The organism is Nocardioides astragali, from assembly GCF_024436375.1.
GTDB lineage: Bacteria > Actinomycetota > Actinomycetes > Propionibacteriales > Nocardioidaceae > Nocardioides > Nocardioides astragali.
In genome coordinates this window covers 1,015,514-1,040,535 of the sequence record NZ_JAFMZM010000001.1, presented here as the reverse complement: position 1 = coordinate 1,040,535, position 25,022 = coordinate 1,015,514, and the positions used below count along the sequence as shown (strand labels likewise).

At 65.6% G+C, this 25,022-nt stretch carries 24 protein-coding genes; 9 read left to right on the top strand and 15 right to left on the bottom strand.

What is annotated here, in order from left to right:
- The 4 genes from J3P44_RS05075 to J3P44_RS05060 all read left to right on the top strand — a co-directional run.
- Nucleotides 1-186 (top strand): carboxyl transferase domain-containing protein (locus tag J3P44_RS05075; RefSeq protein WP_305121888.1); only part of this gene is annotated, 186 nt, incomplete at its 5' end.
- On the top strand, nt 183-401 hold the full coding sequence (locus J3P44_RS05070; protein ID WP_255889139.1) for an acyl-CoA carboxylase subunit epsilon: 219 nt from the start codon (nt 183-185) through the stop codon (nt 399-401). The genes J3P44_RS05075 and J3P44_RS05070, both read left to right, overlap by 4 nt.
- A 39-nt stretch (nt 402-440) precedes the next feature.
- Nucleotides 441-2,252, top strand: a complete 1,812-nt coding sequence (locus J3P44_RS05065) for an acetyl/propionyl/methylcrotonyl-CoA carboxylase subunit alpha (RefSeq protein WP_255889138.1) — start codon at nt 441-443, stop codon at nt 2,250-2,252.
- A 201-nt stretch (nt 2,253-2,453) separates the two neighbouring features.
- On the top strand, nt 2,454-3,923 hold the full coding sequence (locus J3P44_RS05060) for an MFS transporter (protein WP_255889137.1): 1,470 nt from the start codon (nt 2,454-2,456) through the stop codon (nt 3,921-3,923).
- A 66-nt stretch (nt 3,924-3,989) separates the two neighbouring features.
- Here the strand turns inward: J3P44_RS05060 and J3P44_RS05055 are convergent, their stop codons facing one another.
- From J3P44_RS05055 to J3P44_RS04985, 15 genes are all read right to left on the bottom strand, one after another.
- Nucleotides 3,990-5,177, bottom strand: a complete 1,188-nt coding sequence (locus J3P44_RS05055; protein WP_255889136.1) for a lipid-transfer protein — start codon at nt 5,175-5,177, stop codon at nt 3,990-3,992.
- Nucleotides 5,178-5,264: 87 nt separating this feature from the next.
- Nucleotides 5,265-6,272 (bottom strand): alpha/beta hydrolase family protein, encoded by a 1,008-nt coding sequence (locus J3P44_RS05050; protein WP_255889135.1) that lies wholly within the window; start codon nt 6,270-6,272, stop codon nt 5,265-5,267.
- Nucleotides 6,273-6,316: 44 nt separating this feature from the next.
- A complete protein-coding gene (locus J3P44_RS05045) occupies nt 6,317-7,000 on the bottom strand; it encodes an ABC transporter permease (RefSeq protein ID WP_255889134.1) in 684 nt (227 codons plus the stop codon).
- Nucleotides 7,001-7,236: 236 nt separating this feature from the next.
- Nucleotides 7,237-8,277, bottom strand: a complete 1,041-nt coding sequence (locus J3P44_RS05040; protein ID WP_255889133.1) for an ABC transporter permease — start codon at nt 8,275-8,277, stop codon at nt 7,237-7,239.
- Entirely contained in the window at nt 8,264-9,781 is a 1,518-nt protein-coding gene (locus tag J3P44_RS05035) for an ABC transporter substrate-binding protein (RefSeq protein ID WP_255889132.1), read from the bottom strand. Before J3P44_RS05035 ends, J3P44_RS05040 begins: the two co-directional genes overlap by 14 nt.
- A gap of 82 nt (nt 9,782-9,863) precedes the next feature.
- Complete coding sequence (locus J3P44_RS05030) at nt 9,864-10,916, bottom strand: oligopeptide/dipeptide ABC transporter ATP-binding protein (RefSeq protein ID WP_255889131.1); 1,053 nt, start codon at nt 10,914-10,916, stop codon at nt 9,864-9,866.
- A 4-nt stretch (nt 10,917-10,920) separates the two neighbouring features.
- A complete protein-coding gene (locus J3P44_RS05025) occupies nt 10,921-11,925 on the bottom strand; it encodes an ABC transporter ATP-binding protein (protein WP_255889130.1) in 1,005 nt (334 codons plus the stop codon).
- A 98-nt stretch (nt 11,926-12,023) separates the two neighbouring features.
- Nucleotides 12,024-12,914, bottom strand: coding sequence for an alpha/beta fold hydrolase (locus J3P44_RS05020; RefSeq protein WP_255889129.1), 891 nt, complete (start codon nt 12,912-12,914; stop codon nt 12,024-12,026).
- Between the two features lie 43 nt (nt 12,915-12,957).
- Nucleotides 12,958-14,295 carry a CapA family protein gene (locus J3P44_RS05015; RefSeq protein WP_255889128.1) on the bottom strand — a complete coding sequence of 446 codons (1,338 nt, stop codon included), beginning with the start codon at nt 14,293-14,295 and terminating at the stop codon, nt 12,958-12,960.
- Nucleotides 14,296-14,410: 115 nt separating this feature from the next.
- A complete protein-coding gene (locus J3P44_RS05010) occupies nt 14,411-15,379 on the bottom strand; it encodes a hypothetical protein (RefSeq protein WP_255889127.1) in 969 nt (322 codons plus the stop codon).
- A 126-nt stretch (nt 15,380-15,505) separates the two neighbouring features.
- Complete coding sequence (locus J3P44_RS05005; RefSeq protein WP_255889126.1) at nt 15,506-16,684, bottom strand: CaiB/BaiF CoA transferase family protein; 1,179 nt, start codon at nt 16,682-16,684, stop codon at nt 15,506-15,508.
- A 38-nt stretch (nt 16,685-16,722) separates the two neighbouring features.
- Complete coding sequence (locus J3P44_RS05000) at nt 16,723-17,514, bottom strand: enoyl-CoA hydratase-related protein (RefSeq protein WP_255889125.1); 792 nt, start codon at nt 17,512-17,514, stop codon at nt 16,723-16,725.
- Nucleotides 17,515-17,525: 11 nt separating this feature from the next.
- On the bottom strand, nt 17,526-18,326 hold the full coding sequence (locus J3P44_RS04995) for an enoyl-CoA hydratase/isomerase family protein (protein ID WP_255889124.1): 801 nt from the start codon (nt 18,324-18,326) through the stop codon (nt 17,526-17,528).
- Between the two features lie 7 nt (nt 18,327-18,333).
- Nucleotides 18,334-19,200: a MaoC/PaaZ C-terminal domain-containing protein gene (locus tag J3P44_RS04990; protein WP_255889123.1), complete on the bottom strand. Its 867-nt coding sequence runs from the start codon at nt 19,198-19,200 to the stop codon at nt 18,334-18,336.
- Nucleotides 19,201-19,207: 7 nt separating this feature from the next.
- Nucleotides 19,208-20,110 carry an SDR family oxidoreductase gene (locus J3P44_RS04985; RefSeq protein WP_255889122.1) on the bottom strand — a complete coding sequence of 301 codons (903 nt, stop codon included), beginning with the start codon at nt 20,108-20,110 and terminating at the stop codon, nt 19,208-19,210.
- Between the two features lie 112 nt (nt 20,111-20,222).
- On the opposite strand from J3P44_RS04985, the gene J3P44_RS04980 reads away from it, so the two are divergent.
- From J3P44_RS04980 to J3P44_RS04960, 5 genes are all read left to right on the top strand, one after another.
- Nucleotides 20,223-20,954, top strand: a complete 732-nt coding sequence (locus J3P44_RS04980) for an enoyl-CoA hydratase-related protein (RefSeq protein WP_255889121.1) — start codon at nt 20,223-20,225, stop codon at nt 20,952-20,954.
- Nucleotides 20,951-22,108 carry an acyl-CoA dehydrogenase family protein gene (locus J3P44_RS04975; protein ID WP_255889120.1) on the top strand — a complete coding sequence of 386 codons (1,158 nt, stop codon included), beginning with the start codon at nt 20,951-20,953 and terminating at the stop codon, nt 22,106-22,108. Before J3P44_RS04980 ends, J3P44_RS04975 begins: the two co-directional genes overlap by 4 nt.
- Nucleotides 22,105-22,923 carry an acyl-CoA dehydrogenase family protein gene (locus J3P44_RS04970; RefSeq protein ID WP_255889119.1) on the top strand — a complete coding sequence of 273 codons (819 nt, stop codon included), beginning with the start codon at nt 22,105-22,107 and terminating at the stop codon, nt 22,921-22,923. The genes J3P44_RS04975 and J3P44_RS04970 overlap by 4 nt, the downstream gene beginning before the upstream one ends.
- A gap of 48 nt (nt 22,924-22,971) precedes the next feature.
- Entirely contained in the window at nt 22,972-23,730 is a 759-nt protein-coding gene (locus tag J3P44_RS04965; protein ID WP_255889118.1) for an SDR family NAD(P)-dependent oxidoreductase, read from the top strand.
- 377 nt (nt 23,731-24,107) lie between these two features.
- Nucleotides 24,108-24,899, top strand: a complete 792-nt coding sequence (locus J3P44_RS04960; RefSeq protein ID WP_255889117.1) for a FadR/GntR family transcriptional regulator — start codon at nt 24,108-24,110, stop codon at nt 24,897-24,899.
- Nucleotides 24,900-25,022 lie beyond the last annotated feature (123 nt).

Sequence of the window (25,022 nt, the reverse complement as noted above, 5' to 3'; positions counted from 1 at the left end):
CGGGCCGAGCTGATCGACGAGTACGAGACCACGCTGGCCAACCCCTACATCGCCGCCGAGCGGGGCTACGTCGACGCCGTCATCACCCCCCACGAGACCCGCATCGAGGTCATCCGCTCGCTGCGGCTGCTGCGCTCCAAGCGCGCCAGCCTGCCGCCCAAGAAGCACGGGAACATCCCCCTGTGACCGCCGACCACGACGACCGGACGCCGATCCTGCGGGTCGTGAACCCGGACGCCACTCCGGAGGAGGTCGCGGCCCTGGTCGCGGTCTTCTCCGCCCTCCAGACACCGGCCACTCCGAGTCAAGCGCCCTCCTCGGAGTGGCCGGTTCCCAACCGGCTGCGCCGTTCAGACCTGTTGCGGCCCTGCTCGTGGCGGGCAACCGCCCACGCGCACTGAGAACGGATTGAGCAACTCATGAGCCGACACAGGAGCACCATGTTGAAGAAGGTCCTCATCGCCAACCGGGGCGAGATCGCCGTCCGCGTGATCCGCGCCTGCAAGGACGCCGGCATCGGCTCGGTCGCGGTCTACGCCGACCCGGACCGCGACGCCCTCTTCGTCCGCCTCGCCGACGAGGCCTACTCCCTGGGCGGCGCGACGCCCGCCGAGTCCTACCTCGACATCGCCAAGATCCTGAAGGTCGCCGCCGAGTCCGGTGCCGACTCCGTGCACCCCGGCTACGGCTTCCTCGCCGAGAACGCCGAGTTCGCACAGGCGGTCATCGACGCCGGGCTGATCTGGATCGGCCCGCCGCCGGCCGCCATCGAGGCGCTGGGCGACAAGGCCAGGGCCAAGCACATCGCCGACCGCGCCAACGCCCCGCTGGCGCCGGGCACGAAGGACCCGGTCAAGGACGCTGACGAGGTCGTCGCGTTCGCCGAGGCCAACGGCCTGCCGGTCGCGATCAAGGCGGTCTTCGGCGGGGGCGGGCGCGGCCTGAAGGTCGCCCGCACCCTCGCGGAGATCCCGGATGCCTACGAGTCCGCGGTGCGCGAGGCCATCTCGGCGTTCGGTCGCGGCGAGTGCCTGGTCGAGAAGTTCCTCGACAAGCCCCGCCACGTCGAGACCCAGTGCCTGGCCGACCAGCACGGCAATGTCGTGGTCGTCTCCACCCGCGACTGCTCGCTGCAGCGCCGCAACCAGAAGCTGGTCGAGGAGGCCCCGGCGCCGTTCCTCTCCGACGAGCAGGTCAGCGAGCTCTACGAGTCCTCCAAGCGGATCCTCACCGAGGCCGGCTACTACGGCGCCGGCACGTGTGAGTTCCTCGTCGCCCAGGACGGCACCATCTCCTTCCTCGAGGTCAACACCCGCCTCCAGGTCGAGCACTGCGTCTCCGAGGAGGTCACCGGGATCGACCTGGTCCGCGAGATGTTCCGCATCGCCGCCGGCGAGGAGCTCGGCTACGGCGACCCGGAGATCCGCGGCCACTCCATCGAGTACCGCATCAACGCCGAGGACGGCGGCCGCAACTTCATGCCCGCCCCCGGCACCCTGACCCGCTGGCACGCCCCCGCCGGGCCCGGCGTACGCCTCGACGGCGGCTACGACCAGGGCGAGACCATCCCCGGCTCCTTCGACTCCCTCATCGCCAAGCTCATCGTCACCGGCCGTGACCGCACCCAGGCCCTCGAGCGCTCACGTCGTGCCCTCGACGAGTTCGTCGTCGACGGCATGCCCACCGTCATCCCGTTCCACCGCGCCGTCGTCCGTGACCCCGCCTTCATCGGAAGCTCGACCTCCACGCCGTCCGACAGCCCTGATGGGACTGGCGAGTTCACCGTCTACACCCAGTGGATCGAGACCGAGTTCGACAACCAGATCGAGCCCTACGCCGGCGACTCGGCTGAGGCGCCTGAGTCTGGATGGGGGCCGGGCGAGCGGCAGAAGGTCACCGTCGAGGTCGGCGGACGCCGCCTCGAGGTCGTCCTCCCCGCCGGGCTCGGCGGGCTGTCCCTCGGCGGTGCCGGCGGCGGCACCGCCGGCAAGGGGAAGGCCAAGCGGTCCGCCAAGAAGGCCGGCGGCGCCGCGTCCGGCGACGCGGTCACCTCGCCCATGCAGGGCACCATCGTCAAGGTCGCCGTGACCGACGGCCAGGAGGTCGCCGAGGGCGACGTCATCGTCGTCATGGAGGCCATGAAGATGGAGCAGCCCCTCAAGGCCCACAAGGCCGGCTCGGTCACCAGCCTCCAGGCCGAGGTCGGCGCCACCGTCACCAACGGCGCCGTGATCTGCGAGATCAAGGAATAGGCGCCTGCGCCGAACCCGATCTGAACCCCTAGGCGTCTACTCCGATCGTCCACACAGACATTCGGCCTCGACGCTCTATGTTGCCATTAGGCGCATAATATGCCACATTTGTACCGTGCCGATGCCTTTGATTCTCTTGTCGACTTGGAGGCGAGCACCGACTGATGCCGGGGCGACTGGTTCCGTCATCAATGGCCTGACGTGAAACTAAGACGGCGGGTTCGAGCGGGGCGAAGCTCGGCGTCTGAACGCGATGAGACGCCTTCAGGCTTCGCCGCAAAAACTGCCCTCATCCTTGTTGCCGGCTCCACAGCAATGGTTGCCAGCCTCGGCGCCCCATTGGTTCCTGCGGTCGCGCGGGAGTTCGACGTCTCCTACGCCGGTGCTCAGTGGAACCTGACGGGCCCGCTGCTGGTAGGAGCTGTGGCCATGCCCATCTTCGGTGCATTCGGAGGAGGTCGCGCCCGGAAGCCTGCCGTTCTGGCAGGCCTCTTCGTCATCACCATAGGTAGTGTGCTGACGACGTTCAGTCACGAGTTCGGACCATTTCTAGCGGGTCGTTGCCTCCAAGGCTTCGGGCTCGCGCTTACCCCGCTCGCGATTGCCGCGGCGCGAGAGCACTTTGAGGGACGGCGACAAGAATCGCTCATCTCCGTGCTCTCTGTCGCCACGGTGGCTGGAGCTGGCATCGCGCATCCCGCTGCCTCCCTGATGGCGGCCGGTTGGGGTCTCAGAAGCACTTTTCTCGTGGCGAGCGTCGTCAACGGCCTTCTGCTGCTCGTAACCATCACGTGGTTCCCTGGCTCTCGCCGTCGTCGGAACGGAGCGCTCGACCTCCTCGGGGTCACCCTGATGGGCACCGGAGTCGCTACGTGCCTCGTTGGATTCACTAGCGCGCCCAGGTGGGGATGGTCATCATGGCCAACGCTCGGCCTTCTCGGCACTGGGGTCGTCGCCATAGCCACGTGGACATGGCGGTCATGGTCCGGACGCGGCAATCTTGTGGACCTACGCCTCGCATGGCAGCGGGGCCTACTTGAGCCTCACGCCGTGGCCTTCCTTGCCGCGTTGGGCGTCTTCGCAATGGTCTCGCTGGCGACCTTGGTCACCCAGGACCCGGATTGGGGACTGGGTGAATCGATCGCGCTGGCCGGATTCCTCCAGCTCCCGTACTCCATCACGAGTGTCATCGGGAGCCGAGTCGCGTTGGCTACGGGCAGGCGCATCGGTATGCACTGGGTCCTGCCGGTGGGTTGCGGCGTCTTCGCGCTACAAGCGTTCGGACTAGCCATGTGGCACAGCGATCTGCTCGCGATTGCCGTTTGCATGGCGATTGGCGGCATCGGAGGCGGATTCACGCTTGCCTGCGTCCCGCTCCTGATTATCCCGCACGTTCCACAGGAGGGCACGGCGAACATGCTCGCCTTCAGCCAGGTCCTGCGCTGCGTCGGCTCGTCCGCGGGAAGCGCGCTGGGCATCACCTTGTTCGTCCTGCTCGGCGGCGAGGGGCACGCCCTCGTCCTTACCGCCGCCGCGCTCGGCGGCGTGTGGGTCGTCACAGGACTGCTTCTCTGCCTTGACAACAAGGGAGGCGGGCCCGGCCCCAGCCGTCAGGAAGGCACCGTCATGCCGCTTCCCTCCTCACTCGCAGCGCCGGGGCTCATCCCTTGATCAAGTGGTCCGGAACCCGAGCTCCAAGCAGTTCCGTCAGTCGCCATCGCGACGCGTGACCACCTATCAGTTGCGTCCATACAGCGTCACGACACAAGCGCCGCCGAGGCCGATGTTGTGCTGCAAGGCGAGGTCGACGTCGTCCACCTGCCGAGCGCCAGCCGTCCCGCGCAGCTGCTGAGTCAACTCGAAGCACTGAGCCAGTCCCGTGGCACCGAGCGGGTGGCCCTTGGACAACAGGCCGCCCGAGGGGTTGGTGACGACCTGGCCGCCATAGGTGTTGTCACCATCCATGACGAACTTCTCGCCTCCCCCCTCCGGACAGAACCCGAGCCCTTCGTAGGAGATCAGCTCGTTGTGGGCAAAGCAGTCGTGCAACTCGGCCACCTTGATGTCCTCCGGTCCGTAGCCGGACGCTTCGTAGAGTGCGCTGGCTGCCGCCGCGGTCATGTGGGCACCGGCGTAGCTGATCATCGAAGGCGGGTCGAAGGAGATCGCTTCGTCGGTAGTCAGAACCTGCTCGACGATGCGTACGTCGGTGCGTAGACCGTGTCGGGCGGCGTACTCCTCCGAGACCAGGATCGCCGCGGCGGCCCCGCACGTCGGCGGACACGCCATCAGACGCGTCATCACTCCAGGCCAGAGCACCTTGTCATTGAGGACATCCTCGGTCGTGACCACCTTGCGGAACACCGCGAACGGGTTGTTCGACGCGTGCCGGCTTGCTTTGGCTCGGATCGCCGCGAAGGCCTCGAGGCTAGTCCCGTACTTCTCCATGTGCTCGCGGCCCGCGCCACCGAATGTCCTGATCGCCTGGGGAAGGTCAGCGACATCCACCGTCAGGTCTTCCAACACGTGCCTGTATCTAGACCGGGTGACGGGCCGATCGTCCCAGAAAGACTTCAGTGCGCCCGCCTGCATCTGCTCGAAACCGAGGGCAAGCGCCACGTCGGCCTGACCTGTCTCGATCGCCATGCGGGCAAGATAGAGAGCCGAGGACCCCGATGAGCAGTTGTTGTTGACGTTGAAGATCGGGATTCCACTCTGCCCCACCTCGTAGATGGCGGACTGACCCGACGTCGAGTCACCGTAGACGTAGCCCGCGTATGCGATCTGGACAGCGGAGTAGTCCACACCAGCATCCGAGAGCGCCGCGCGGAGTGCCTCAGCGCCCATGTCAACGTATGTCGGACTCTGCCCGGGCTTGCTGAACGGGATCATTCCGACACCCGCGACGATGACCTTGCGGCTCATATTTCCTCCTGAAAAGATGACGGGGACAGTATAGGCGAATGAGGCGCCTATATAGGCAGATCGTGTCGGGCCGAGACCTTTCTCGGGCTAGAGCGAGACCACCCAGCGGTGCAGGCGGTCCCACAGCAACTCCCGTTGGGGAGAAAGATTGTGCATGTGAGCGCAGCGCGGCACTTTGAACATCGTGATGTCGCGGGAGGCGCTGTAGGCGGGCACCTCCTGCCCGAGGTCTTTCAGGACGTCTCGTTCACCAGCGCTGATGAAGACGGGCACGGTGATGCTCGCCGCTTCCTCCCCGACAATCCCTGGCTCTAGGCATACCGCCGCAAATGGTGGAAACCGGGGCGTGATCCACGCGGGGAGGGGATCGGCGGTCCGGACCGGAAAACCGACCCCCATCTCCTCCTCGACCAACCCCGGCGAGACGTCATCCCAGTAGTAGGCAAATCGCAGGTGCGATCGCTCATCCACGAGCGGCCCCGCCCACGCCGCATCGAGAGCAGCCGCGCTCGGGTCATGGTGAGGCGAGAGGAAGTCCTTGCCGTCGGCTGTAGGCACCACTGTCTGCACACAACTCCAGCCGAGCACCGCGACCGCGTCAAAGGTCGAGTGCCAGGCCTGCTGGGCCACCAGCTGCATGCCACCTAACGAGTGACCGACGCCCACGAGCCGATCGACCGTGACCGGCGCCGACTGCGGCCATAAGGTTCCGCCCTCGAGCATTGACTTGATCGACGTAGTCGCTTGGTGCATCGCGGCGCAGGTTTCCCGGAGCCCGCGGGACTCCTCGGGCAGGTGCGTCCCGTCCCCGTCGCCGTACGGGTCGAAGGCGACGAACACGATCCCTCGAGCAGCGTGCCACGACGCCTGACCCGGGCCGTGAACGTCGACGTGGTCGATCTCGTAGTAGCGGCGCCCGTAGCCGCCACCGGGAAAAGCGCAAACGACCGTTGCCGGTCCCGCCAGATCAGCTGGCGCATAGACGGTCGCCGCTACGTGCGTCTCGCCATCGTGCGTGCCCACGGGAAGTCTGACCTCGGACACGACCACATCGCTGCGCGATGGGACGGCTGGGCTGTTGGGCGCGGTCCGCATGGGTTGTCCTTCATGGCGTCGAGGTGTCAGCGTGCGTTCAGCCCTCAGTAGGGCGCTTCGTTCTGGGCGGCGGCGTCTGCACGAGCGCGCGGGCCGTCGTCCTGGCGGGGGTCGAGCCAGACGCGGAAAGCGCTACCGATCAGGTTGGCGGCCAGCACGGTCATGACGATCGCGAGACCGGGGAAGAACACCGTCCACCAGGCAACCTCGAGGTATGGCCTGTTTTCCGCGATCATGAGGCCCCACGACGCGTCGGGAGGCTGTACTCCGAGCCCAAGGAAGGACAGCGACGACTCGGCCAGGATGATCGCCGCGAACTCGAGCATGGCCTGGGTCAGGAGGATCGGCGCAACAGCCGGTAGCAAGTGACGTCGAACGATGCTCAGACGCGAGCAGCCAGCGAAATGTGCCGCGCGGACGTACAAGCTTGACCTGACGGACATGACAGTCGTGCGTACGACGCGCGCGAACACCATCCAGCTGACCACCGACAGCGCCGCGATGAGGACCCCCACGTTCGCGCCGAAGAAGTAGATGACCGCAACCATGAGCAGGAGGTTGGGGAATGCCAACTGGATGTCGACGACGCGCATCACGACGGTGTCCCAGAAGCCGCCGAAGTAGCCGGCGAGGACCCCCATGGCTGTTCCGAACACGCCGGCGAACAGCACCACTGACACGCCCACGAGCAAGGAGATGCGCGAACCCACGAGCGTGCGGGCAAGCACGTCGCGGCCTAGCCCGTCAGTGCCGAGCGGGTGCTCGAGGGAGGGAGCCACAAGCCTCTGCTCGATGGCGGGAGTCCGCGCGCTGTCGAGGGGCAGGAACAGCGAGGCGACAGCCGCACACACCATGAGAGCGACGTAGAGCATCGCCAGCAGCACTACCTTGTCGTGCCACACACGCTCCATGATGCGGCGCCACGAGGCCGGACGCGTAGGCGCAGGCGCGTTTGCTTGATCGGTCATCGCGACTCCATTCGCGGCTCGATAATGCGGTTGAGCACGTCCGTGACGACGTTGATCACGACGATCAGAACGGCTCCGATGAACACACAGGCTTGGATGACGGGGAAGTCTTGACGCTGTACAGACTCGATGACCAGCCGTCCGAAGCCAGGCCACGCGAACACAACCTCGACGACCACGGCGTGACCGGTGATGGCACGCGCTGTGTCCCACGAGGCGATCGTCAGGATCGGGAGGAGCGCGTTGCGAAGCACGTGCCTGCGCAGGATGTAAAACGTGGACAGCCCCTTGGCTCGCGCCATCGTGACGTATGGCGAACCAGCCTGGTCGAGGAAGGATGTCCGGGTGACCTGCGCGAGGCGCCCACCCATCGTGAACGCGAGCGTGACGGCGGGAAGGACGGCGTAGATCATCGACCCTGATCCAGAGGTCGGAAACCAGTCCAGCTCGACTGCGAACACCAGCACGAGCATCGCGCCGAGCCAGAACTGCGGGGCGGACAGCCCGGCGAGCGACAGCGCGGTCACGAGCCTGTCGGTGAGACTGCCGGGCCGCAGGCTTGCGATCACGCCGAGGGGCACGAAGACGACGATGCTGATGAGCAACGCCAAGCCGACCAGCGTGAAGGTCACCGGGAGACGGTCGACGACGACCTCGAGCGCGGGACGCCCCTCCCAGATCGACCGCCCGAAGTCCAGGTGGAACATGTCGGAGAGGAAGTGCTCGTACTGCATCCACAACGGGTCGTCGAGCCCGAGCCGTGCGTTCAGAGCGTCGATCTGCTCTTGTGACGAACCGAGTGGCAGCATCTTCCGCGCCGGGTCCGACGTCGAGCGGGTCACGAAGAAGACCGCCGACATCACGATGATCACCGCGGCGAATCCGAAGACGATCCGACCAAGGGCCCAGCGGACAGTCGACAGGTCAACCCACCCGGAGGCGCGGGCCGCCGCCGCCGAGCGGCGTGCCCCCGGAGTCGGGGCCGACTGCGTCGGCCCCGACTCCGCATTCAAGATGGTCTCGTTACGAGTTGACACGAACATCCTCGAGGTGAATCCGGTTCACGAGACCAGGCCCCGGCGTGTACTCGACCGCGGTGGCGGCACCCCACTGGTCCGGCATGTAAAGAAGGGGGAGCACAAGTGCGTCGTCGCACGACAGTTGGTTGAGCTCTTGGAAGGCTCCCTCGGCCTCGGCCTCGTCCTCTGACGTGAGCGCCGTCTTCAGCGTGGAGTCGATCTCGGGATATGCGCTGCCGATGGTGGCGAGCGGGTTGGTTCGATCGAGGACTCGGCTGGTGTAGCGCTGGGCGTAGTTGCTGTGGTGGTCGAAGTCGATGTAGGTGAGGGGGCCGGGGCCCTTCGCCGACGTCTTGGGGCCGCCGGCCAGCACGTCGTCGAGCCATGGGTCCGAAGCCAGGAAGTCGACATCGACATCGAGCCCGATCGCTTCCCAGTCGGCCGCGATCGCCTGCCCGATCTCGCGATCCTTGAGTTGGATTCCGGTCGTCGAGACCATCTTGACCGAGAAGTCGGCCGGGAGGTCCACCTCCGAGAGGAGCCTCTTCGCCTCGTCCGGGTCGTACGCGTAGGTCTCCAGCGAGTCGTCGGAGCCGAACTCGCCCGGCGGGACGACCTGGCACTGGGCAGGGACGAACTGGCCGTTCATGAGGTTCTCGTTGATCGAGTCCAGGTTGATGGCGTGCGCGAGCGCCAGCCGGAACGACGGGTCGTCATAAGGCGGCATGTCGAGGTTAATCCGGATGAGAGAGGTCTTGGCGTAACCGTCGGATTCAATGACCTGCGGTACGCGGGTGGCGTCCTCGGGGGTGATCGACGTCGCCATGTCGATCTCGCCAGCATCGAGGGCTGCGAGCCGCGCTCCGGCTTCAGGAATGAAACGGAACTCGACTTCGTCGAGCTGGGCGTCATCTCCTCCCCAGTAGTCCTCATTCTTCTTCAAGACGATGCGCTGACCCTTGTCCCACTTAACAAACTCGTATGGCCCGGTACCGATCGGCTTCTCGGCATACGCGTCGGCGTCGGCAGAGGCCTTGGGCGGGATGAACCGAAGGGTCGAGAGCCGGTAGAGCAGGTAGGGGTCGGGCTCCTTGGTGATGAGGTCGACCGAGTACTCGTCGATCACCTCGGCGGTCGCAAAGACCTCGACACCGTTGATGGTCGAGGCGAAGTCAGGATCAGCCACGAGGTCGACGTTCTCCTTAACGGAGTCTGCGTTGAAGGCCTCGCCGTTGGTGAAGGTGACGCCTTCGCGGAGCTTCACGTGCCAGCGCTTCGGGTCCGTCTCGTCCTGCACAGGCAGCTCTACGGCCAGGACCGGCTCGAAGCCGTCGGATGTCCGCTCCACAAGAGGCTGGGTGATGCTCCAGTTGATGAGCTCGTTGCCGTCATCGCCGTCACGCAGGATGTGCAGGCTGCCGGGCTCGATGGCGCTACCAATGACCAGCGTGTTGTCACCGCCGCCGCCGCTGCCGCTCCCTCCGGTCTCCTCGCCCCCGGTCGAACAGGCAGTTCCGGCCATCAAGAGGGCGACGGCGCACGAGGCAGCGAGGACCGCGTGATGCGTGCCGCGCCGGCCCGCGCCTCGGCGGCGCAGCCTCTTGTCAGGTGAGTTCATGGTCATTGGTTCCTTTCGAAATGAGTGCAGCAGGTGGGGTATCACCCGAGTCCGAGTGCCAGCACGCAGCCCAACGTCCCGGCTCCTTCTGCTCCAGAGGAGGTTGTTGCGTGCGGCAAATTTCAGTTGCCAGCGGGCAGCGATCGCTGAATGGGCACGCTTTGTCGAGGTCGCGACGAGACGTCCTGGCAGTACCGACCGAGAAAGTGAACGGAGCATCGGGCTCCGGCACTGGAATCGCGTCGAGCAGTGAGCGCGTGTACGGATGTATGGGGTGCGCGTAGAGGTCCTCGGTGCGTCCGCGTTCCATCACGCGACCGGACAGAAGCACGATCACCTCGTCGGCAACCTGGCGTACCACGGCCAGGTTGTGAGACACGAAGAGGTACGACACGCCCAGGTCGTCCTTGAGATTGCGGAGGAGGTCGAGGACTTGCGCCTGCACCGACACGTCCAGGGCGCTAGTCGGCTCGTCAGCCACCACCAGTTGAGGCTTGAGCGCCAGGGCCCGCGCGATCGCGACTCGCTGTCTCTGACCGCCGCTCAGTGCATCGGGGAAGCGTCCCAGCAGGCCGGTGGGCAGGCCACACTGCACCGCCAGCAGTTCGATGGCGTCGTCGCGCGCGTCCTTCGATTGGTGAATGCGGTGAGCGTCGAGTGGCTCACCGACGATGTCACGAATACGCATCCGCGGGCTTAGTGAGGCGTACGGGTCCTGGTTGATCATCTGGACCTGACGGCGGTACGCCTTGAGGCGATCACCCTTAAACTTGGCTATGTCGTCGCCCTGGAAGCGGATCGTCCCCTGTCTGGCGATGTAGTGGCGCATCACGGCGAGCCCAAGCGTGGTCTTGCCGGAGCCAGATTCACCAACGAGGGCGACAGTCTGTGCGTGGTGAACATCGAAGGTGGCCGAGTCGACCGCGCGGAGCATGCGGGACGAGCCAGATCGGTGGCTCGTGCGGAACTCGACGCCCAGGCCGTCGACGCTGAGTAGGACGTCCTTCGCGGGCGCGACAGACGGTGTGGCGCTGGACATCTGCTCAACCTGCATGGTGGCACGCCGCCTCGTGGTCGATGTGTCGGTAGGACTTCAATTCGGGACGCGTCTCGCACACTTCGGTGCGCTTTTCGCAACGGCTGCGGAAGCTGCACGCGGGGTCGTCGAGAAGGGCGAGCGGCGCTTGACCGGGGATACCTTTGGTGGCCTCAACTCGAAACGGGTGGGGTGTCGATGCGATGAGACCGCGGGTGTATGGGTGCGCCGGCTCGTGGAAGAGACGCTTGGTAGGACCCGTCTCGACGATGCGTCCTGCGTACATCACCGCGGTGCGGTGTGCCAGGTGAGCGACCACACCGAGGTCATGCGTGATCATGATCAGCGAGAGTCCGAGATCGGCCTGCAGCATTTGAAGCAGGGCAAGGATCTCTGACTGGACCGTGACATCGAGCGCCGTGGTCGGTTCATCGGCTACCAAGAGGTCTGGCTCTGCAGCCAGCGCCATGGCAATGACGACGCGCTGGGCCATTCCGCCCGAGAGCTGCCACGGGTGCTGGACGGCGACTCGGCGCGGCTCGTCGATCCGGACTAGCTCAAGGAGCTCGATCGCTCGAGCCCGCGCCGCCGCCCGGCCCATGCCATGGTGGATCTTCATGACCTCCGTGAGCTGACGTTGCACGGAGAGCAGAGGGTTGAGGGCCGTCATGGCGTCCTGCGGGATCATGGCGATAGAACGCCCGCGAAGCCGACGGATCTGCCGTGCGTCCACAGCGGTTCCGCGCCACATAATGGCTCCGCCGGTCACAGCCGCTCCGGCGGGCAGTAGCCCCATAACCGCTAGCGCCGACATGGTCTTGCCGCATCCCGACTCGCCCACCAGACCGAGTGTCTCTCCGGCCGCGATCGAGAACGACACGTCCTTGACTCCGCGCACCGCGGGGCGTCCCGCAGGCTGCTCGAACGAGACCTCCAGGTGGTCCACCTGAAGCAGCACCTCGGTTCTCGGGACCGACGTCGGCGCGAACTCGCCGCTCTGGGTCTCGTCCATGAGTTGCACTCCCTGCTTCACGTCGAACTACCTCGCATGTGGTTCATTAGGCGCCTTATTCGCCACATGCAAACATGTAACGCACGTCACGTCAACCACTACGAGCGATTGTTTGCCGATTTCAACCGATCGGAAATCAAAAACTTCGCCTCTGGTGAGCCCTGGGCCAGCTGGGAACGGATCTCGTCAGCGACCACATCAGGCTCGGCACTGTGGATCGAGTGGGTCTCCGTGTCGATCCATCTCACTTCGATGCCCGGGTTAACCGCGACCAGCCGTGCAGCATCGAGTGGCGTGACCACACCGGCACCGGACGCAGCCAGCAATCGCGTCCCCGCTGGGAGAGCTGTCGCGTCGCGCCAGAGCTCGCCACTGCTGGTCGCGTTACGCGCCGCGGGTGAACGATCCGATCGCCAGGTCCTCCCGCCACCTTCGACGGGCCGGGAGTTGTGCCAGAGGCCGCGACGCAGCGCGGGGGCGTCGGCGGTGCCCAGAACGTTGAAAGCCCAGGCGCACAGGTGCTCAAAGGACTCGAACGTGTCCTGGTTGCGCATTAGGGCGATCTCGCTGGATCGTTGCGGCACCTCCCGCGCCCGTTCATCACGTGGGGTGATGTCAATGAGGACGCACCGGGGCACCAGCTCAGGCCGCGTTGCGGCGAGCCGGATCAGCGTAAGTCCGCCGAGTGACATGCCGACGCACACTTCGACGTCCCGGTGTGCATCGAGGAGGTCCGCAAGCGCTACAGCGTTTCCATCAGGCGAGTAGTCGTGATCGGGGCGCCATTGGGAGTGGCCATGGCCGGGGAGGTCGACGGATATTGCGGGCTCGCCGAGCCTCAGGAGCACGGAGTCGAACGTGTGCGCGTTCTGGCCGCGTCCGTGGAACAGCGCCACTCGCGGCCGTGCGTCGCCCCAATGCAGGACGGAGAGGTTGCCGTGGGCGCGCCGCTGTACGCGAGGGGGATCGACCGCCAGCTCGCCAGCCATCTCGGCGAGCCAGGCGAACTCGCTCGACGGGGCGGTCCACGTATCAGCTCGTGGTGATCCGGCCGACGACACGACCGTCCCTCTCCTCGATCTGGAGCTTGGTTTCGAACGGGTCGGAAAGGCCTTGCAATCGCTCCAGGATCCGCCGCCCGTGTTCAGCGTCGGCGAGGGCAGGGTCTCCGCGTCGCGACCGGGGCAGTTCCCGGCCAAGAACCACGGGCACCAGCTCGACCTCGGTGCATTCACCGTCCTCGAAGACGAGCTGTGCGAGCACCGTCTCCCAGAACCGCGGTTCATCCTTGTACCCGGTGACCTTGTCGTACAGGTCCGCGCTGGTCGAGCTCAGGTCCATCGACTGCTGTTCGTAGACCTCGACGGGGAAGGAGTCGATCGTCTCTAGCGAGAAGATGAAGTTGCCCAAGGAGTAGAGGATCGGGCGTCCCTTATGGATCTCAATGCCACGTAGCATGTGCGGTCCGGTGCCTAGGATCGCGTCGGCGCCTGCCTCGATCAAAGTATGAGCGAGCGGCTGAAGGAACTCTGCCGGGATCTCGTTGTTCCATCGACCTTGGATCCCCTCGTGGCAGTGCAATGCCACTAGGACCACGTCGGCTTGGGTGCGAGCCTCTCGGACGACGGCAGCGAGCGCCTCGACGTCTCGCTCCAGTGCGGTCGTCTCCACCCTGGGCCGGTCCGAGGGCGCGAAGAAGACACCCTCGACAGCGAACCCGCCGGGAGGAGGGCCGTCGTACACGTTCATGTCCGGATAGGGAAAGAAGATGCCCGGGGCAGTGGTGCCGGCAGCTGCCACGTTTACTCCACTCTCGGAAAGAGTGGAGCGGAAGTCGTCGAACTTCTCCTCTGCGACGTAGTGCGTCTTCCTCACTCGCACCGGCGCCATCCCCGGTCGGCCGGCGTCGTTGATCCCCGGATCGGCCGCTACCGAGAGTCGAGCGTTGCTGGAACCGGCGCTGATGAGCGCCACCCGTCCCTGTGCTGTCTCGACATAGACCGGCAGTCGCGCCTCCCGCAGGGTGCGCCCCACACCGGCGTAGGGCATCTGTCGCCTCTCGAGCTCCTCCATCGAGGACAGGAGACCGTCGGTGCCGTAGTCGGTTGCGTGGTTGTTGGCCATGCCGAAGACATCGAACCCCAGCCACTGGAACTCGTTCAGCAGATCCGGGGACACACCTAGGTGGGTGCCGTGGAAGGTGGTGGACGGATGTCTCCCCCGGCCGGGGAAGACGAACTCGACGTTCGTGTATGCGACGTCGGCACTACGCACGAGGTCGACCAGGTCGGCGAATCCGTCGTGGCGGAGTCCAGAGAGGCGTCGCGTCACGATCGAGTCGCCGGTTGCTGCGATGCGGAGGCGGGGCACGGGATCTTTGCTCCTCGTTGGTACTGGTGTTCGGGGACGGTCTGGCTCGTGGCCATGTCTCGACAGGGTGGCCGGCCCGGCCGCCGGGCGGGACTCGGCGGCCGGACCGTGCCGCTCACTTCTCGGAGAAGAAGAGCGCGCTGCCGTAGGTGGGAGCAGAGACGCGGTGTTCGGTGCCCTGGTACGTCACGACGCCCTCCGCGTGACCGGCTCCATAGATGCCGGTCCACTTGGCGCGCGGGTCGGGGTCATCGAAGTAGTCGCGAAGGCCGAGACGGTTCGGATTGCGGACGACCTCGATCTCGGCGCTGCCACCATCTCCGTTTGCCGTGAGTCGGTAGCGCATCGGGTGGTCAATGTCCTCGAAGCCGGGCAGCTTCGCGGTCTCAAGGATGTCCACCTCGACGTCCTCGAAGTCGACCATGGTCTTGCCGTCGACTGTGAATGTGAGGGTCTGCAGCTGGATCGTGCCGTCGTTCTTCCAGACCTTGTAGAACAAAGGGATGCTAAACGGAGAAGCACCCGCACCCGGGATGCTCTCCCACAGGCCGCGTTCGATACCAGGCGTCCAGAACCGGCCGCGGCGGCGCTCGAGGTAGCCGGCACCCTTGACCTGCTTGGACTCGCCGCCGCGAGTCAGGGCGCCCTCGACGGCGAAGCGCGGAACGTAGTGCCAAGTGATGCCGCGCAGGTTGGGTAGGGCTTCGAACGCCGGGGTCTCCGCGGTCATCTTCACCAGCAGCGAAACATGCTCCCCGTCCTTCTCCCCCTCGACGTAGATCTCGTAATTGGGGTAGGTACCGCGGATGTACTGGTTCCCGAACTGGACGTCGACGCCGGAGCGCGACGTCTTGAACGTCCCGAGGGGCTGGTACAGCGTCGTCAGGTCGATCATCTCGTCCTTGGTGTGGAGCGAGCAGATCCAGGCCTCGTCGAGCGAGCCCAGTGCAGGCCAGAAGTAGAGCGACGTGTCATTTCCGTCGTCGTCCACGAGGTCGGCGTGAGCGCACCACCATTGCATCTTGGGGCTGTAGTACGTGCCTTCGAGGTCCTGAGTGAGGTCGGCAGCGGTGAGGATGGGCATGATTGATGAGTTTCCTCTCGGTTCGGATACGACGGGACCGTGTCGGTTCCCAGCCGGGTTTCGCAGCGGGATCGGTCGATGGCGACGGCAGTCGCCGCTCGGGCCGTCTCGCGGTACAGCGTCAGGTCAGCCCAGCGCGCCGCTGGAGTGGAGGGCGTCGATGTCAGCGGCACCGGCTCCTATCCAGTCGCGGAGGACAGATGCCGAATGCTCGCCCGGGGTGGTGGCGGGGAGTCGGTCTTCGGCGGGCTGGGGCGAATCGCCCATCATCCGCCAAGGAGCGCCGGGCGCGGTCAGGTTGTGACCCTTGACGTTCCATTGCGTGTAAAAGCCGCGTTCGTGTAGTTGCGGGTGGTTCATGACGGCGTCGACATCATTGACGTTTGCGCAGGCCAGTCCTGCCGCAGCCAGTGCCTCGACCAGCTCGTTGGCGTCCCACTGCTTGAGGACCGGGCGTAGCTGGTGGTTGAGCAGCTCGCGATTAGCCACACGCATAGGAGCGGTAGCGAACTCCGCCTGGTTTGTGAGGTCCTGCCGGCCGGTCACCTCGTTGAACGTCGCCCAGTGCGCTTCGGTCAGGATCGCGATCGCAACGGGGCGGGTAGCAGTGTCGTAGACCTCGTAAGGCGCCAGCAGCGGGTGAGCGGTGCCGATCGGAGTGGGCATAAGGCCTGAAATGCCGTAGCTGAAGACGTTGAAGCTCATCACCGATGCGGCGACGTCCAGCATCGAGACGTCGATGTAGCGACCCTGCCCCGTCTGCTCAGCGCCGCGGACGGCCGACGCTGTCGAGAATGCAGCCACCATGGCGGCCATGATGTCGACGACAGCGGTCCCAACCTTGGCGAGCGACTTCTCGTCTGTTCCCGTGACGGAGAGCAGGCCGCCCTCGGCCTGGATCAGCAAGTCGTAGGCGCGGCGGTGGCTGTACGTGCCGGTCTCGCCGAAGCCGCTCACTGAGCAGTACACGAGCTCGGGGTGGTCGACGGAAAGTCGGTCGTAGTCCAGGCCGAGCTTCTTCATCACCCCTGGCGAGAAGTTCTCGACCACGGCGTCGGCCTGGCCGATGAGTTCCTTGGCCAGGCGCAGCCCATCCTCTGTCTTGAGATCGAGGACGATCGAGCGCTTGTTGCGGTTGACGGCCAGGAAGTGCGGGCTGAGGCCGTCGAGATCGTTGCGCGTCCACGCCCGGACGTGATCGCCCAAGCCTGGCGGTTCGACCTTGACCACATCAGCGCCCATGTCGGCGAGCATCATGGTGCCGTACGGCGCTGCCCAGGCGTGTTCGAAGGCGATGACCTTCACTCCGTTGAGTGGGCCGACGATCGGATATGTGGACTCAGTCATACGTTGCTCCGGAACTTGTTGAAGTCGGGTGCCCGCTTCTCGGCGAATGCGGTGGTCGCCTCGCGCTGCTCGGCCGAACCGAAGAAGGAGGCGAGGCTCTCGACGAGCATCGGGATGACGTCGTCACCCAGGACGTTCTCGGCCCCGATTGCTGTCTTCATGTGACGAAGGATGGTGGGACTCTTGGCGAGCAGGTCGGCACACATCTGCTCGACGACCTTGTCGAGGGTGCCGTTCGGAGCGACCTTGTTGATCAGGCCCATGGCGAGTGCTTCTTCTGCGGAGTACTGCTCGCAAAGCATGACGATCTCGCGCGCCTTCTTCTCACCGACGAGCTTGGGTAGGAGCCTCGTGATGTAGATCGGCGCGCCACCCACCTTTGCGCCCACCTGCCCGAAGCGGGCGCCTTCGTCCGCGACCGTGAGGTCTGCGAAGCAGTGGAGCTCGTGCCCTCCGCCGATGCAGTAGCCGCGGACGGACGCGATGATCGGCACGCCGATGTTTCGCATCGTGGCGAAGAGGTCCCTCATCTCGCGGGCGAAGACACGCCAGCCGGTGGCGTCGAGCTGAGAGACAAGCTCCTTCTGATCGCCTCCCACGCTGAACGCACGGTCGCCGGCGCCGGTGAGGACGACCACACCGACTGCCGGGTCGTCATCGGCCCGGAGGAAGGCCTGGGTCAGTTCGAGCACGGTCGTGCGACGCAGCGCGTTGAGGGACTCGGGTCTGTTGATGGTGATCGTGGCGACCCCGTCGGTCGCCGTGTAAAGGATGTCGGAGTAGGTCACTTGCTGTCCTTTCATCGGCCTTGGAAAACCGGGGAGCGCTTGTCATGGAATGCCGCCATCCCCTCGGCGAAGTCGTCGGTCTTGAAGCAGACGGTTTGACCCCAGCTCTCGAACGCAAGCTGGTCGGCGAGCGCACGTCCGCTGGCGCACTGCAGGGCACGTTTTGTGAAGCTGAGCGCCACAGCCGGACCGGCTGCGAGCTGCTCTGCAAAGTCGGTCGCGCGCTCGAGTAGCTCGTGCGCGGGAACGACCTCGTCGGCCAAGCCAACAGCCTGCGCCTCGGCGGCGGTGAGACTCCCTCCGGTCATCAGGAGCCGGGTCGCGACTGACTGCGACACCAGCCGTGGGAGCAGGAAGGTGATGCCGCTGTCAGGCATCAGCCCACGACGGACGAACGCGGCGACGAAGCTTGCTTCCTGCGCCACGATGCGGAAATCGGCAGCGCAAGCCAACGACATGCCGCCACCGGCGGCTACTCCGTTGACGGCCGCGACGACCGGCTTGGGGATTCGCCAGACCGGGAGGATGAATGCACCTACCAATCTCTCCTTGGTTGCGGCACTGGAGCCACTGACCACCATCGGGATGCGCTCGTTCACGTCGGCGCCCGAGCAGAAGGCCCGGCCCTCCCCGGTGAGGACGACGACCTTGACGCGGTCGTCCTCGGTGACCTCGGCGCAGAGCGCGGGTAGTCGTCGCGTGGCCATCTCCGTGGTGAGGGCGTTGAGCGCTTCCGGCCGGGTCAACGTGATAACTGCAACGCCGGCCTCGCTCAGCTCGTACCTGATCTCGGGGTGGGAGTGGTCGCTCATACCGCGATCATCCGCCCTGAAGGCGAAGGTCGCCCATGTCTAGAACGACGCGGCCGTCCCCGGTGGTGCTACGGAACCGAACCCTGTCGCCCTCTCGCCACATGTCTGTTAGCAGGGCTTGCCCAGGCAGGACCGGCGCCTTGAACCGTACGGCGACCGATGAGAGGTCGTCGACCTTGACGCCGTCGTCTGCGAGCGTGCTCAGAATGCTCCAGATTGCCACCGCGAAGGTGCACAGTCCGTGGAGGATCGGTCTCTCGAAGCCGGCATCCGCTGCGACCTTCGGATCAGCATGTACGGGGTTCATGTCCCCATTGAGGCGGTAAAGGAGTGCCGCCCTAGGCGAAATGACTCGAAGGCACGAATCGGTCGGCTGCGTGGAGGGCCACTCCTCCACCGCGGGCCTGGGTCGCTGCTCGCCCCCGAACCCACCGTCGTTACGACAGAATAGGGTGCTCTCGAGCGTGGCCACGAGCTTGCCGGTGGAGACATCCCGAATGTCACGTGCCCAGCGCACCAATGCACCGCGACCCTCGCCCTTGTCCTCGACGTCGACGACGCGCGTCGTGCACCTCAGCGGAACATCGGGGACGAGAGGTCCGTGCACGGCCAAGGTCTGCTCGCCGTGGAGGACCTGGATCCAGTCGATGCCGGTGGCAGGGTCGCGGAACCACGGACCAGGGTGGCCAAGGACCACGGCCATGGAAGGCAGCACGGCGAGACGCTCCTCGTAGACGAAGGGCAGTTCGCGCTCGTCCGTGGGGTCTGTGCCGAGTCCGACTCCCAGGGCGTACAGCATCGCGTCCTTCTGGGAGAACGCGAGATCGACTACCGGGAACTCCCAGGCAAGCAGCTTCTCTGCGTTGATCGTCATGCGTGCCTCAGACCGGGTCGTAGGAGAAGAGCTGCGGCGAGGTCTCCAGCGGAACCAGGCTCGACCTGATCGCGGGGGCAAAGTGCGTCGCAACCGTGTCGGCAGTCCATCCCTCGAGCCGTGCCATGGTCCGCACCGGACGGGGCTGGCTCATCAGCATGAGCTCGTTGCCGCGTACCACAAAGACCTGGCCGGTGATGTCGCTGGCCGAGTCGCTGAGGAGGAACTCGACCAAGGGCGCGATCTGTTCGGGGGTCATCCGCTTCATGCGGGCGACCCTCGCCTTCTCGGCCTCGGTCTCCTCCGGGAGGGTGCCAATCAGGCGACTCCATGCGAAGGGTGCGATCGCGTTGGAGCGCACGTTGTAGCGCGCCATGTCCACGGCGATCGACCGCGAGAGGGCGACGATGCCAAGCTTGGCCGCAGAGTAGTTTGCCTGCGCCAAGTTGCCGATGAGGCCAGCTGTGGAGGCCATGTGGACGTACGCACCGCCACCCTGCTCGCGAAAGACCTCGGCGGCTGCGCGGCTCACACAGAAGGCACCCTTGAGGTTGACCTGCACGACGGCGTCCCATTCGGACTCAGACATCTTGTGGAAGATGGTGTCGCGCAGGATTCCGGCGCAGTTCACGACGCCGTCCAACCGACCGAAGGTCTCTGTAGCGGCCGCCACCATCTCGCGGGTCGCCTCCCAGTCGCTGACGTCGGCGGTGCTTGCCATCGCGCGACCGCCTGCGGCCTCGATCTCAGCAGCGACAGTTGCGGCTGGTCCTGAGTCGGCACCGAGGCCATCTGGGGCCGCGCCGAGGTCGTTGACCACGATGGACCAACCGGACTTCGCCAGGGAAAGGGCGATAGCGCGGCCGATGCCACGACCGGCCCCTGTTACCAGGGCGACCCGCTCCGTCATGAGGACTCCTTCTGCTCACTTGACCGTCTTGTGATGCACGTTACGTGCCATTGGGCTAATGTTGCGCCACATTCGACTAATAACGCAAGCACGGAGGCGAAGGAGAGTTGAGTTGAAAGTCATACGACGCTCAGAAGGGCCCGTCGCGGTCGTCCAACTGAACGACCCAGACCGGCGCAACGCCATCTCCCTCGAGATGGTCAGCGATCTCAAGCGGGTTCTGGCATCGGTCGCCGACGAGCCGGACGTACGTGCCCTGGTGGTGACGGGCCGAGGAGACACCTTCTGCTCAGGCGCCGACCGTGGCGTCCTACGCGAAGCCGACGAGAGAAGCCTGCGTGCCATCTACGACGCGTTTGTGCTGGTACGGGACTTTCCGCTGCCCACGATCGCGGCCGTGAACGGACCCGCAGTAGGGGCGGGTCTGAACCTCGCCCTCGCCTGCGATGTGCGCATAGCAGGAGCCTCTGCCGTGTTCGACTCGCGCTTCGTCCACATCCCTATCCACCCAGGCGGCGGGCACACCTGGATGTTGCACCGCGCCACCGACGCCCAGGTGGTAGCAGCGACCGTCATGTTTGGCACTCCGCTGGACGCTGAAGAAGCGGTGCGGGTCGGACTCGCATGGCAGTGCGTGGACGACGCGGAACTGCTTGGCACGGCCACGTCGATGGCCCGCCGTGTAGCGAACGTGCCGCGCTCGCTGCTGACCTCGATCAAGAGAACAACGCGAGACGTGCCCGAGCTGTCCACCCACAGCGAGGCGACCGAGGTCGAGCTTGCCCGCCAGTTGGCGAGCATCGACACCGACGCCTACCGTCACGGCATTGCGGCCGCACGATGAGCACCCGTGCCGAGCTCTCGCTGTTCAGCGAGACTCCCCCAGCCGAAGGAGACGACGTCCTCGCTGAGCGCCGTAGCATCCGCGCTTTCCTCGCCCGGGCCTCGGAAAGCGGATTGTTCCGGCCCGAGGTCGACACCTGGCTGTCCTGCCACAGCCCAGACTTCACTCGGGCCCTCGGCGCAGCGGGATTCATCGGAATGACGTGGCCGGTAACGTACGGCGGTCGTAACGCGTCCGTGTCACAGCGCCTTGCTGTCATCGAGGAGTTACTCGTAGCAGGTGCACCGGTCGCCGCGCACTGGTTCGCCGACCGGCAGATTGGCCCGAGCCTGCTTCGGCATGGCACCGAGGAGCAACGCCAGGCGTTTCTTCCCTCGATGGCTCGAGGAGAGCTCTACTTCTGCATCGGGATGAGCGAGCCGGACTCGGGATCAGACCTCGGGTCCGTCCGGACGAGTGCGATCCAGGTGGACGGTGGATGGCGAGTCAACGGGAGTAAGACTTGGACTAGCCACGGTGACCGGGCCCACCACATGTTGGCCCTGGTGCGAACCGGTCAACCTGGCCAGGCGCATAAGGAAGCGCTCACTCAGGTCATCATCGACATGTCCTCGCCGGGCGTCACCGTGCGGCCCATCAGGATGCTGGACGGACGTGAGCACTTCTGCGAAGTATTCTTCGACGACATCTTCGTCCCGGACACCCGAGTGCTGGGACGACCGGGCTCGGGTTGGGCACAAGTCCTCGGCGAGCTCGGGTTCGAACGCAGCGGGCCGGAGCGGTTCCTCTCGACGTTCCCCCTCGTCGCCGGGCTCTCCGCCTCCGGGGCGAGCTCGGACTACCTCCGCACCAACGCTGGCGAGCTCATCGCGCGTCTGGTCGTCTTGCGTGCAATGACGGCCCGCGTGAACACTCGCCTTGGCGATGCGGCCGCACCGGGCGTCGCGGCCGCGGTCGTGAAGGATCTCGGCACGGCATGGGAGCTCGACTCCTTGGATCTGGCAGCCGTCTGGCTCGACGAAGCCGAACACAACGAGGACCTGGGTCGCCTCTACCGCGAGGCGCAGGCTCACTCTCCAGCCTTCACGCTGCGCGGCGGCGCGACCGAAGTCATGCGCGACATCATCGCGCGGGGATGGGAGCCGACCCGATGAGCGACCTCGACGAACTGCTCGACCAGATATTGGGTCGCTCCTGTGCCCCCGGTGACGGTCTCGACAGCCGGGCTTGGAGACATCTCACCGAGTCAGGGCTGGATCGGGTTGGCATACCTGAACACCTCGGCGGAGTGGGCGGTGACCTGGTCGACGCCGGAGACATCGTCATCCGCACCGCCCAGGCCGGTCTAATCAGCCCCCTGCGCGAGACACTCTTCCCCGTCGCCAAGCTGGCTGAACTGCGCGACCACGCCATTCCCGAGGGCGTGATCGCCCTGGACGACTACCAGGTCAAAGACCTGAGTCCTGCTCACCGCCAGGCCGTGCGCTTGTGGCACGCACTTGGTGTCGCCGCGCATTCGCTGGGAGCCATTCGCGGCGCGGTCGACCAGGCCACCTCCTACGTCGCCATTCGCCACCAATTCGGTCGTCCCCTGGCCAGCCACCAAGTGGTTCGTCACCAGATCGCGTCCATCGTGTCGGAGCTTTGCGCCTGTGAGGCGGCGGTCTCGCATGCCTTGGCCCAAGCCGGGAGCAGTCGAGCGAACACCGAGTCTGTCGCGCTGGCCATTGCCAGCGCGAAGATCCAGACCGCCCGCAGCAGTACGCGAGTCGCGCGCACGGCCCATCAAGTGCACGGAGCAATCGGCATGACCGCCGAGCACCCCCTTCACTACTTCACGACTCAACTGTGGACCCTTCCGCGCGAAGCAGGTGGGCCTGAGCTGTGGAGCCAGAGGGTCTACGACCTTGTGCATTCACCCGGCCAGGCCGACCTGTGGGCAGCGCTCTGCGCGCAACACCAATTCTGATCTCAACCAAACCGCTCCGGCTCAGACCGGCCGCTCGAAAGGAACAAGATGGACATCGCAGGCAAGCGGGTCATGGTGACCGGCGCCGCATCAGGACTCGGCAAGTCAACGGCAGAGGCGTTGCACGCCCTAGGCGGCGAGATCGTCCTGGTCGACCTCCCCACCTCGGCTGGCTCCGAAGTCGCAGCGAGCCTGGGCGAACGAGCTCACTTCGCACCAGCTGACGTCACAACCGAGGACGACGTCAGCAAAGCGCTGGACGTGGCCAACGAGACTCCCCTCTACGCCGTGGTCCACTGTGCTGGCATCGCTCCGCCCGGACGTATCCTCGGGCGGTCCGGAGTTCTCGACCTGGAGAGATTCCGCGCCGTCATCGACGTCAACCTCATCGGCACGTTCAACGTGTTGCGGCTCGCAGCGCAGCGCATGGCGTCCAACGAGCCCGTCGACGGTGATCGCGGCGTCGTCATCATGACCGCATCGATCGCTGCGTTCGACGGCCAGATCGGCCAAGCCGCTTACTCCTCGTCGAAAGCCGCCGTGCACGGCCTGACCTTGACCGCCGCGCGCGACCTGGCCGAACACCACATCCGGGTATGCTCGATCGCGCCCGGGATCTTCGAGACTCCCATGCTGCTGGGGCTTCCGCAGGCAGCTCAAGACTCGCTCGGAGCTCAGATCCCACACCCGAGCCGGCTCGGGAAGCCATCGGAGTTCGCCGCGCTTGCCGCCCACATCATCTCCAACCCCATGCTGAACGGCGAGACCATTCGGCTTGACGGTGCGATCCGGATGCCGCCGCGATGAGCGGCCGGACCTCAAAGGTGCCTCGACCGACCGAGTGGTTCACGACGACGCAATTCTTCAGGCGCGGCCCGGGCGGGTTCGACGACGAGAGTCGCCTACTGTCCGTACTCCACGCCAAGACGATGGGCACCCTCTTCACCGCGTGCGGCCGGGACGCGAGCACATGGTTCAAGTCTTGGGAAACCCCGTTCCACTCCGCACGAGGGCCTCGCTGCCCAGAGTGTGTCGGCATCACCGAAGGACCTGTCGGCTCTACAGCCGACCCGTCGACGCAGGCCGGAGTCGCCGAGCGAGTCGAGTGATACATTGTGGCGCATCATTGACCTTTGTTGCCGCGCTCCGTCCCGGCCTATGAACAGCGTGTAGAGAGGTTCTCCGTGACACAGGTGCCGGATCTCACAAAGCCCAGCAGCACTGTGTCCGTCCGAAATGCCTCCCTGCCGAAGGCCGCAGCCGTGCTCGCCGAGCAGATTCGTGCGCAGATTCTTGGTCAAGGGCTGGAGCCCGGCAGCCAACTGCCCAGCGAGCCGGAGTTGATCGCGCAGAGCGGATTAGGGCGTGCGACCGTTCGTGAGGCCATCCGCATTCTCGAAGGTCAAGGCCTGATCATGATCAAGCGGGGCTCGCGGGGCGGGATGTTCGTGGCGCAGCCAGATCTCTCCAGTTTGAGCCACACCCTTGCTCCCGTGCTCACGCTGTCGAAGGCGCCGCTGCGCGATCTGACGACCTACCGCCTGATGGTCGAGCCTCCTGCGGCCGGTCTCGCAGCGTCCAACGCTTCCGAGTCCGATCGAGCGGATCTTCTCAAGTTGGCTGAGCACGGGCCGGGGCCCGGCTTCGTGAACGAGGTTCGCTTTCACGAGCGCGTGGCTGTTCTTTCCGGAAACGAACTGCTGCGCGCTCTTGTGGTGGTGCCTAACGATCTGCTCCGCGAGCACCTCAAGGGTGAGTCGATAGACGCGCATGACGTTGACGAGGCGAACGAGGCGCACCTCGCGATCGCCCGCGCCATCGTGGCAGGCGATGCAGCGCGAGCGACCAAGACAATGACCCGCCACCTCGAGGCGTTCGAGGCGCGCATGAGCCGAGAGGCTCGCCTGGATCGTCCGATCGTCTCGCAGGAGCAGTGGCTCCGAGAGGCAGCCGGTAGCTTCGGTTTCGATCGCTAAGACGCGGGATTCCTGCACGACTCCCGATCAAGACACGTAGCCGTGTGTTTGCCCCGCAGGACCGTATGCCGATAGCCGCGATGCGCGTGTGATTCAACTCTCCAGGCTTGGTTTGCATCCTGG

Bases quoted from the DNA above. Each gene is read 5' to 3' on its own strand.
- J3P44_RS05065 (WP_255889138.1), top strand. From the start codon at position 441: ATGTTGAAGAAGGTCCTCATCGCCAACCGGGGCGAGATCGCCGTCCGC.
- J3P44_RS05055 (WP_255889136.1), bottom strand. From the start codon at position 5,177: ATGAGCCGCAAGGTCATCGTCGCGGGTGTCGGAATGATCCCGTTCAGC.
- J3P44_RS05050 (WP_255889135.1), bottom strand. From the start codon at position 6,272: ATGCGGACCGCGCCCAACAGCCCAGCCGTCCCATCGCGCAGCGATGTG.
- J3P44_RS05035 (WP_255889132.1), bottom strand. From the start codon at position 9,781: ATGGCCGGAACTGCCTGTTCGACCGGGGGCGAGGAGACCGGAGGGAGC.
- J3P44_RS05030 (WP_255889131.1), bottom strand. From the start codon at position 10,916: ATGTCCAGCGCCACACCGTCTGTCGCGCCCGCGAAGGACGTCCTACTC.
- J3P44_RS05025 (WP_255889130.1), bottom strand. From the start codon at position 11,925: ATGGACGAGACCCAGAGCGGCGAGTTCGCGCCGACGTCGGTCCCGAGA.
- J3P44_RS05020 (WP_255889129.1), bottom strand. From the start codon at position 12,914: ATGGCTGGCGAGCTGGCGGTCGATCCCCCTCGCGTACAGCGGCGCGCC.
- J3P44_RS05010 (WP_255889127.1), bottom strand. From the start codon at position 15,379: ATGCCCATCCTCACCGCTGCCGACCTCACTCAGGACCTCGAAGGCACG.
- J3P44_RS04995 (WP_255889124.1), bottom strand. From the start codon at position 18,326: ATGAGCGACCACTCCCACCCCGAGATCAGGTACGAGCTGAGCGAGGCC.
- J3P44_RS04990 (WP_255889123.1), bottom strand. From the start codon at position 19,200: ATGACGATCAACGCAGAGAAGCTGCTTGCCTGGGAGTTCCCGGTAGTC.
- J3P44_RS04985 (WP_255889122.1), bottom strand. From the start codon at position 20,110: ATGACGGAGCGGGTCGCCCTGGTAACAGGGGCCGGTCGTGGCATCGGC.
- J3P44_RS04975 (WP_255889120.1), top strand. From the start codon at position 20,951: ATGAGCACCCGTGCCGAGCTCTCGCTGTTCAGCGAGACTCCCCCAGCC.
- J3P44_RS04970 (WP_255889119.1), top strand. From the start codon at position 22,105: ATGAGCGACCTCGACGAACTGCTCGACCAGATATTGGGTCGCTCCTGT.
- J3P44_RS04965 (WP_255889118.1), top strand. From the start codon at position 22,972: ATGGACATCGCAGGCAAGCGGGTCATGGTGACCGGCGCCGCATCAGGA.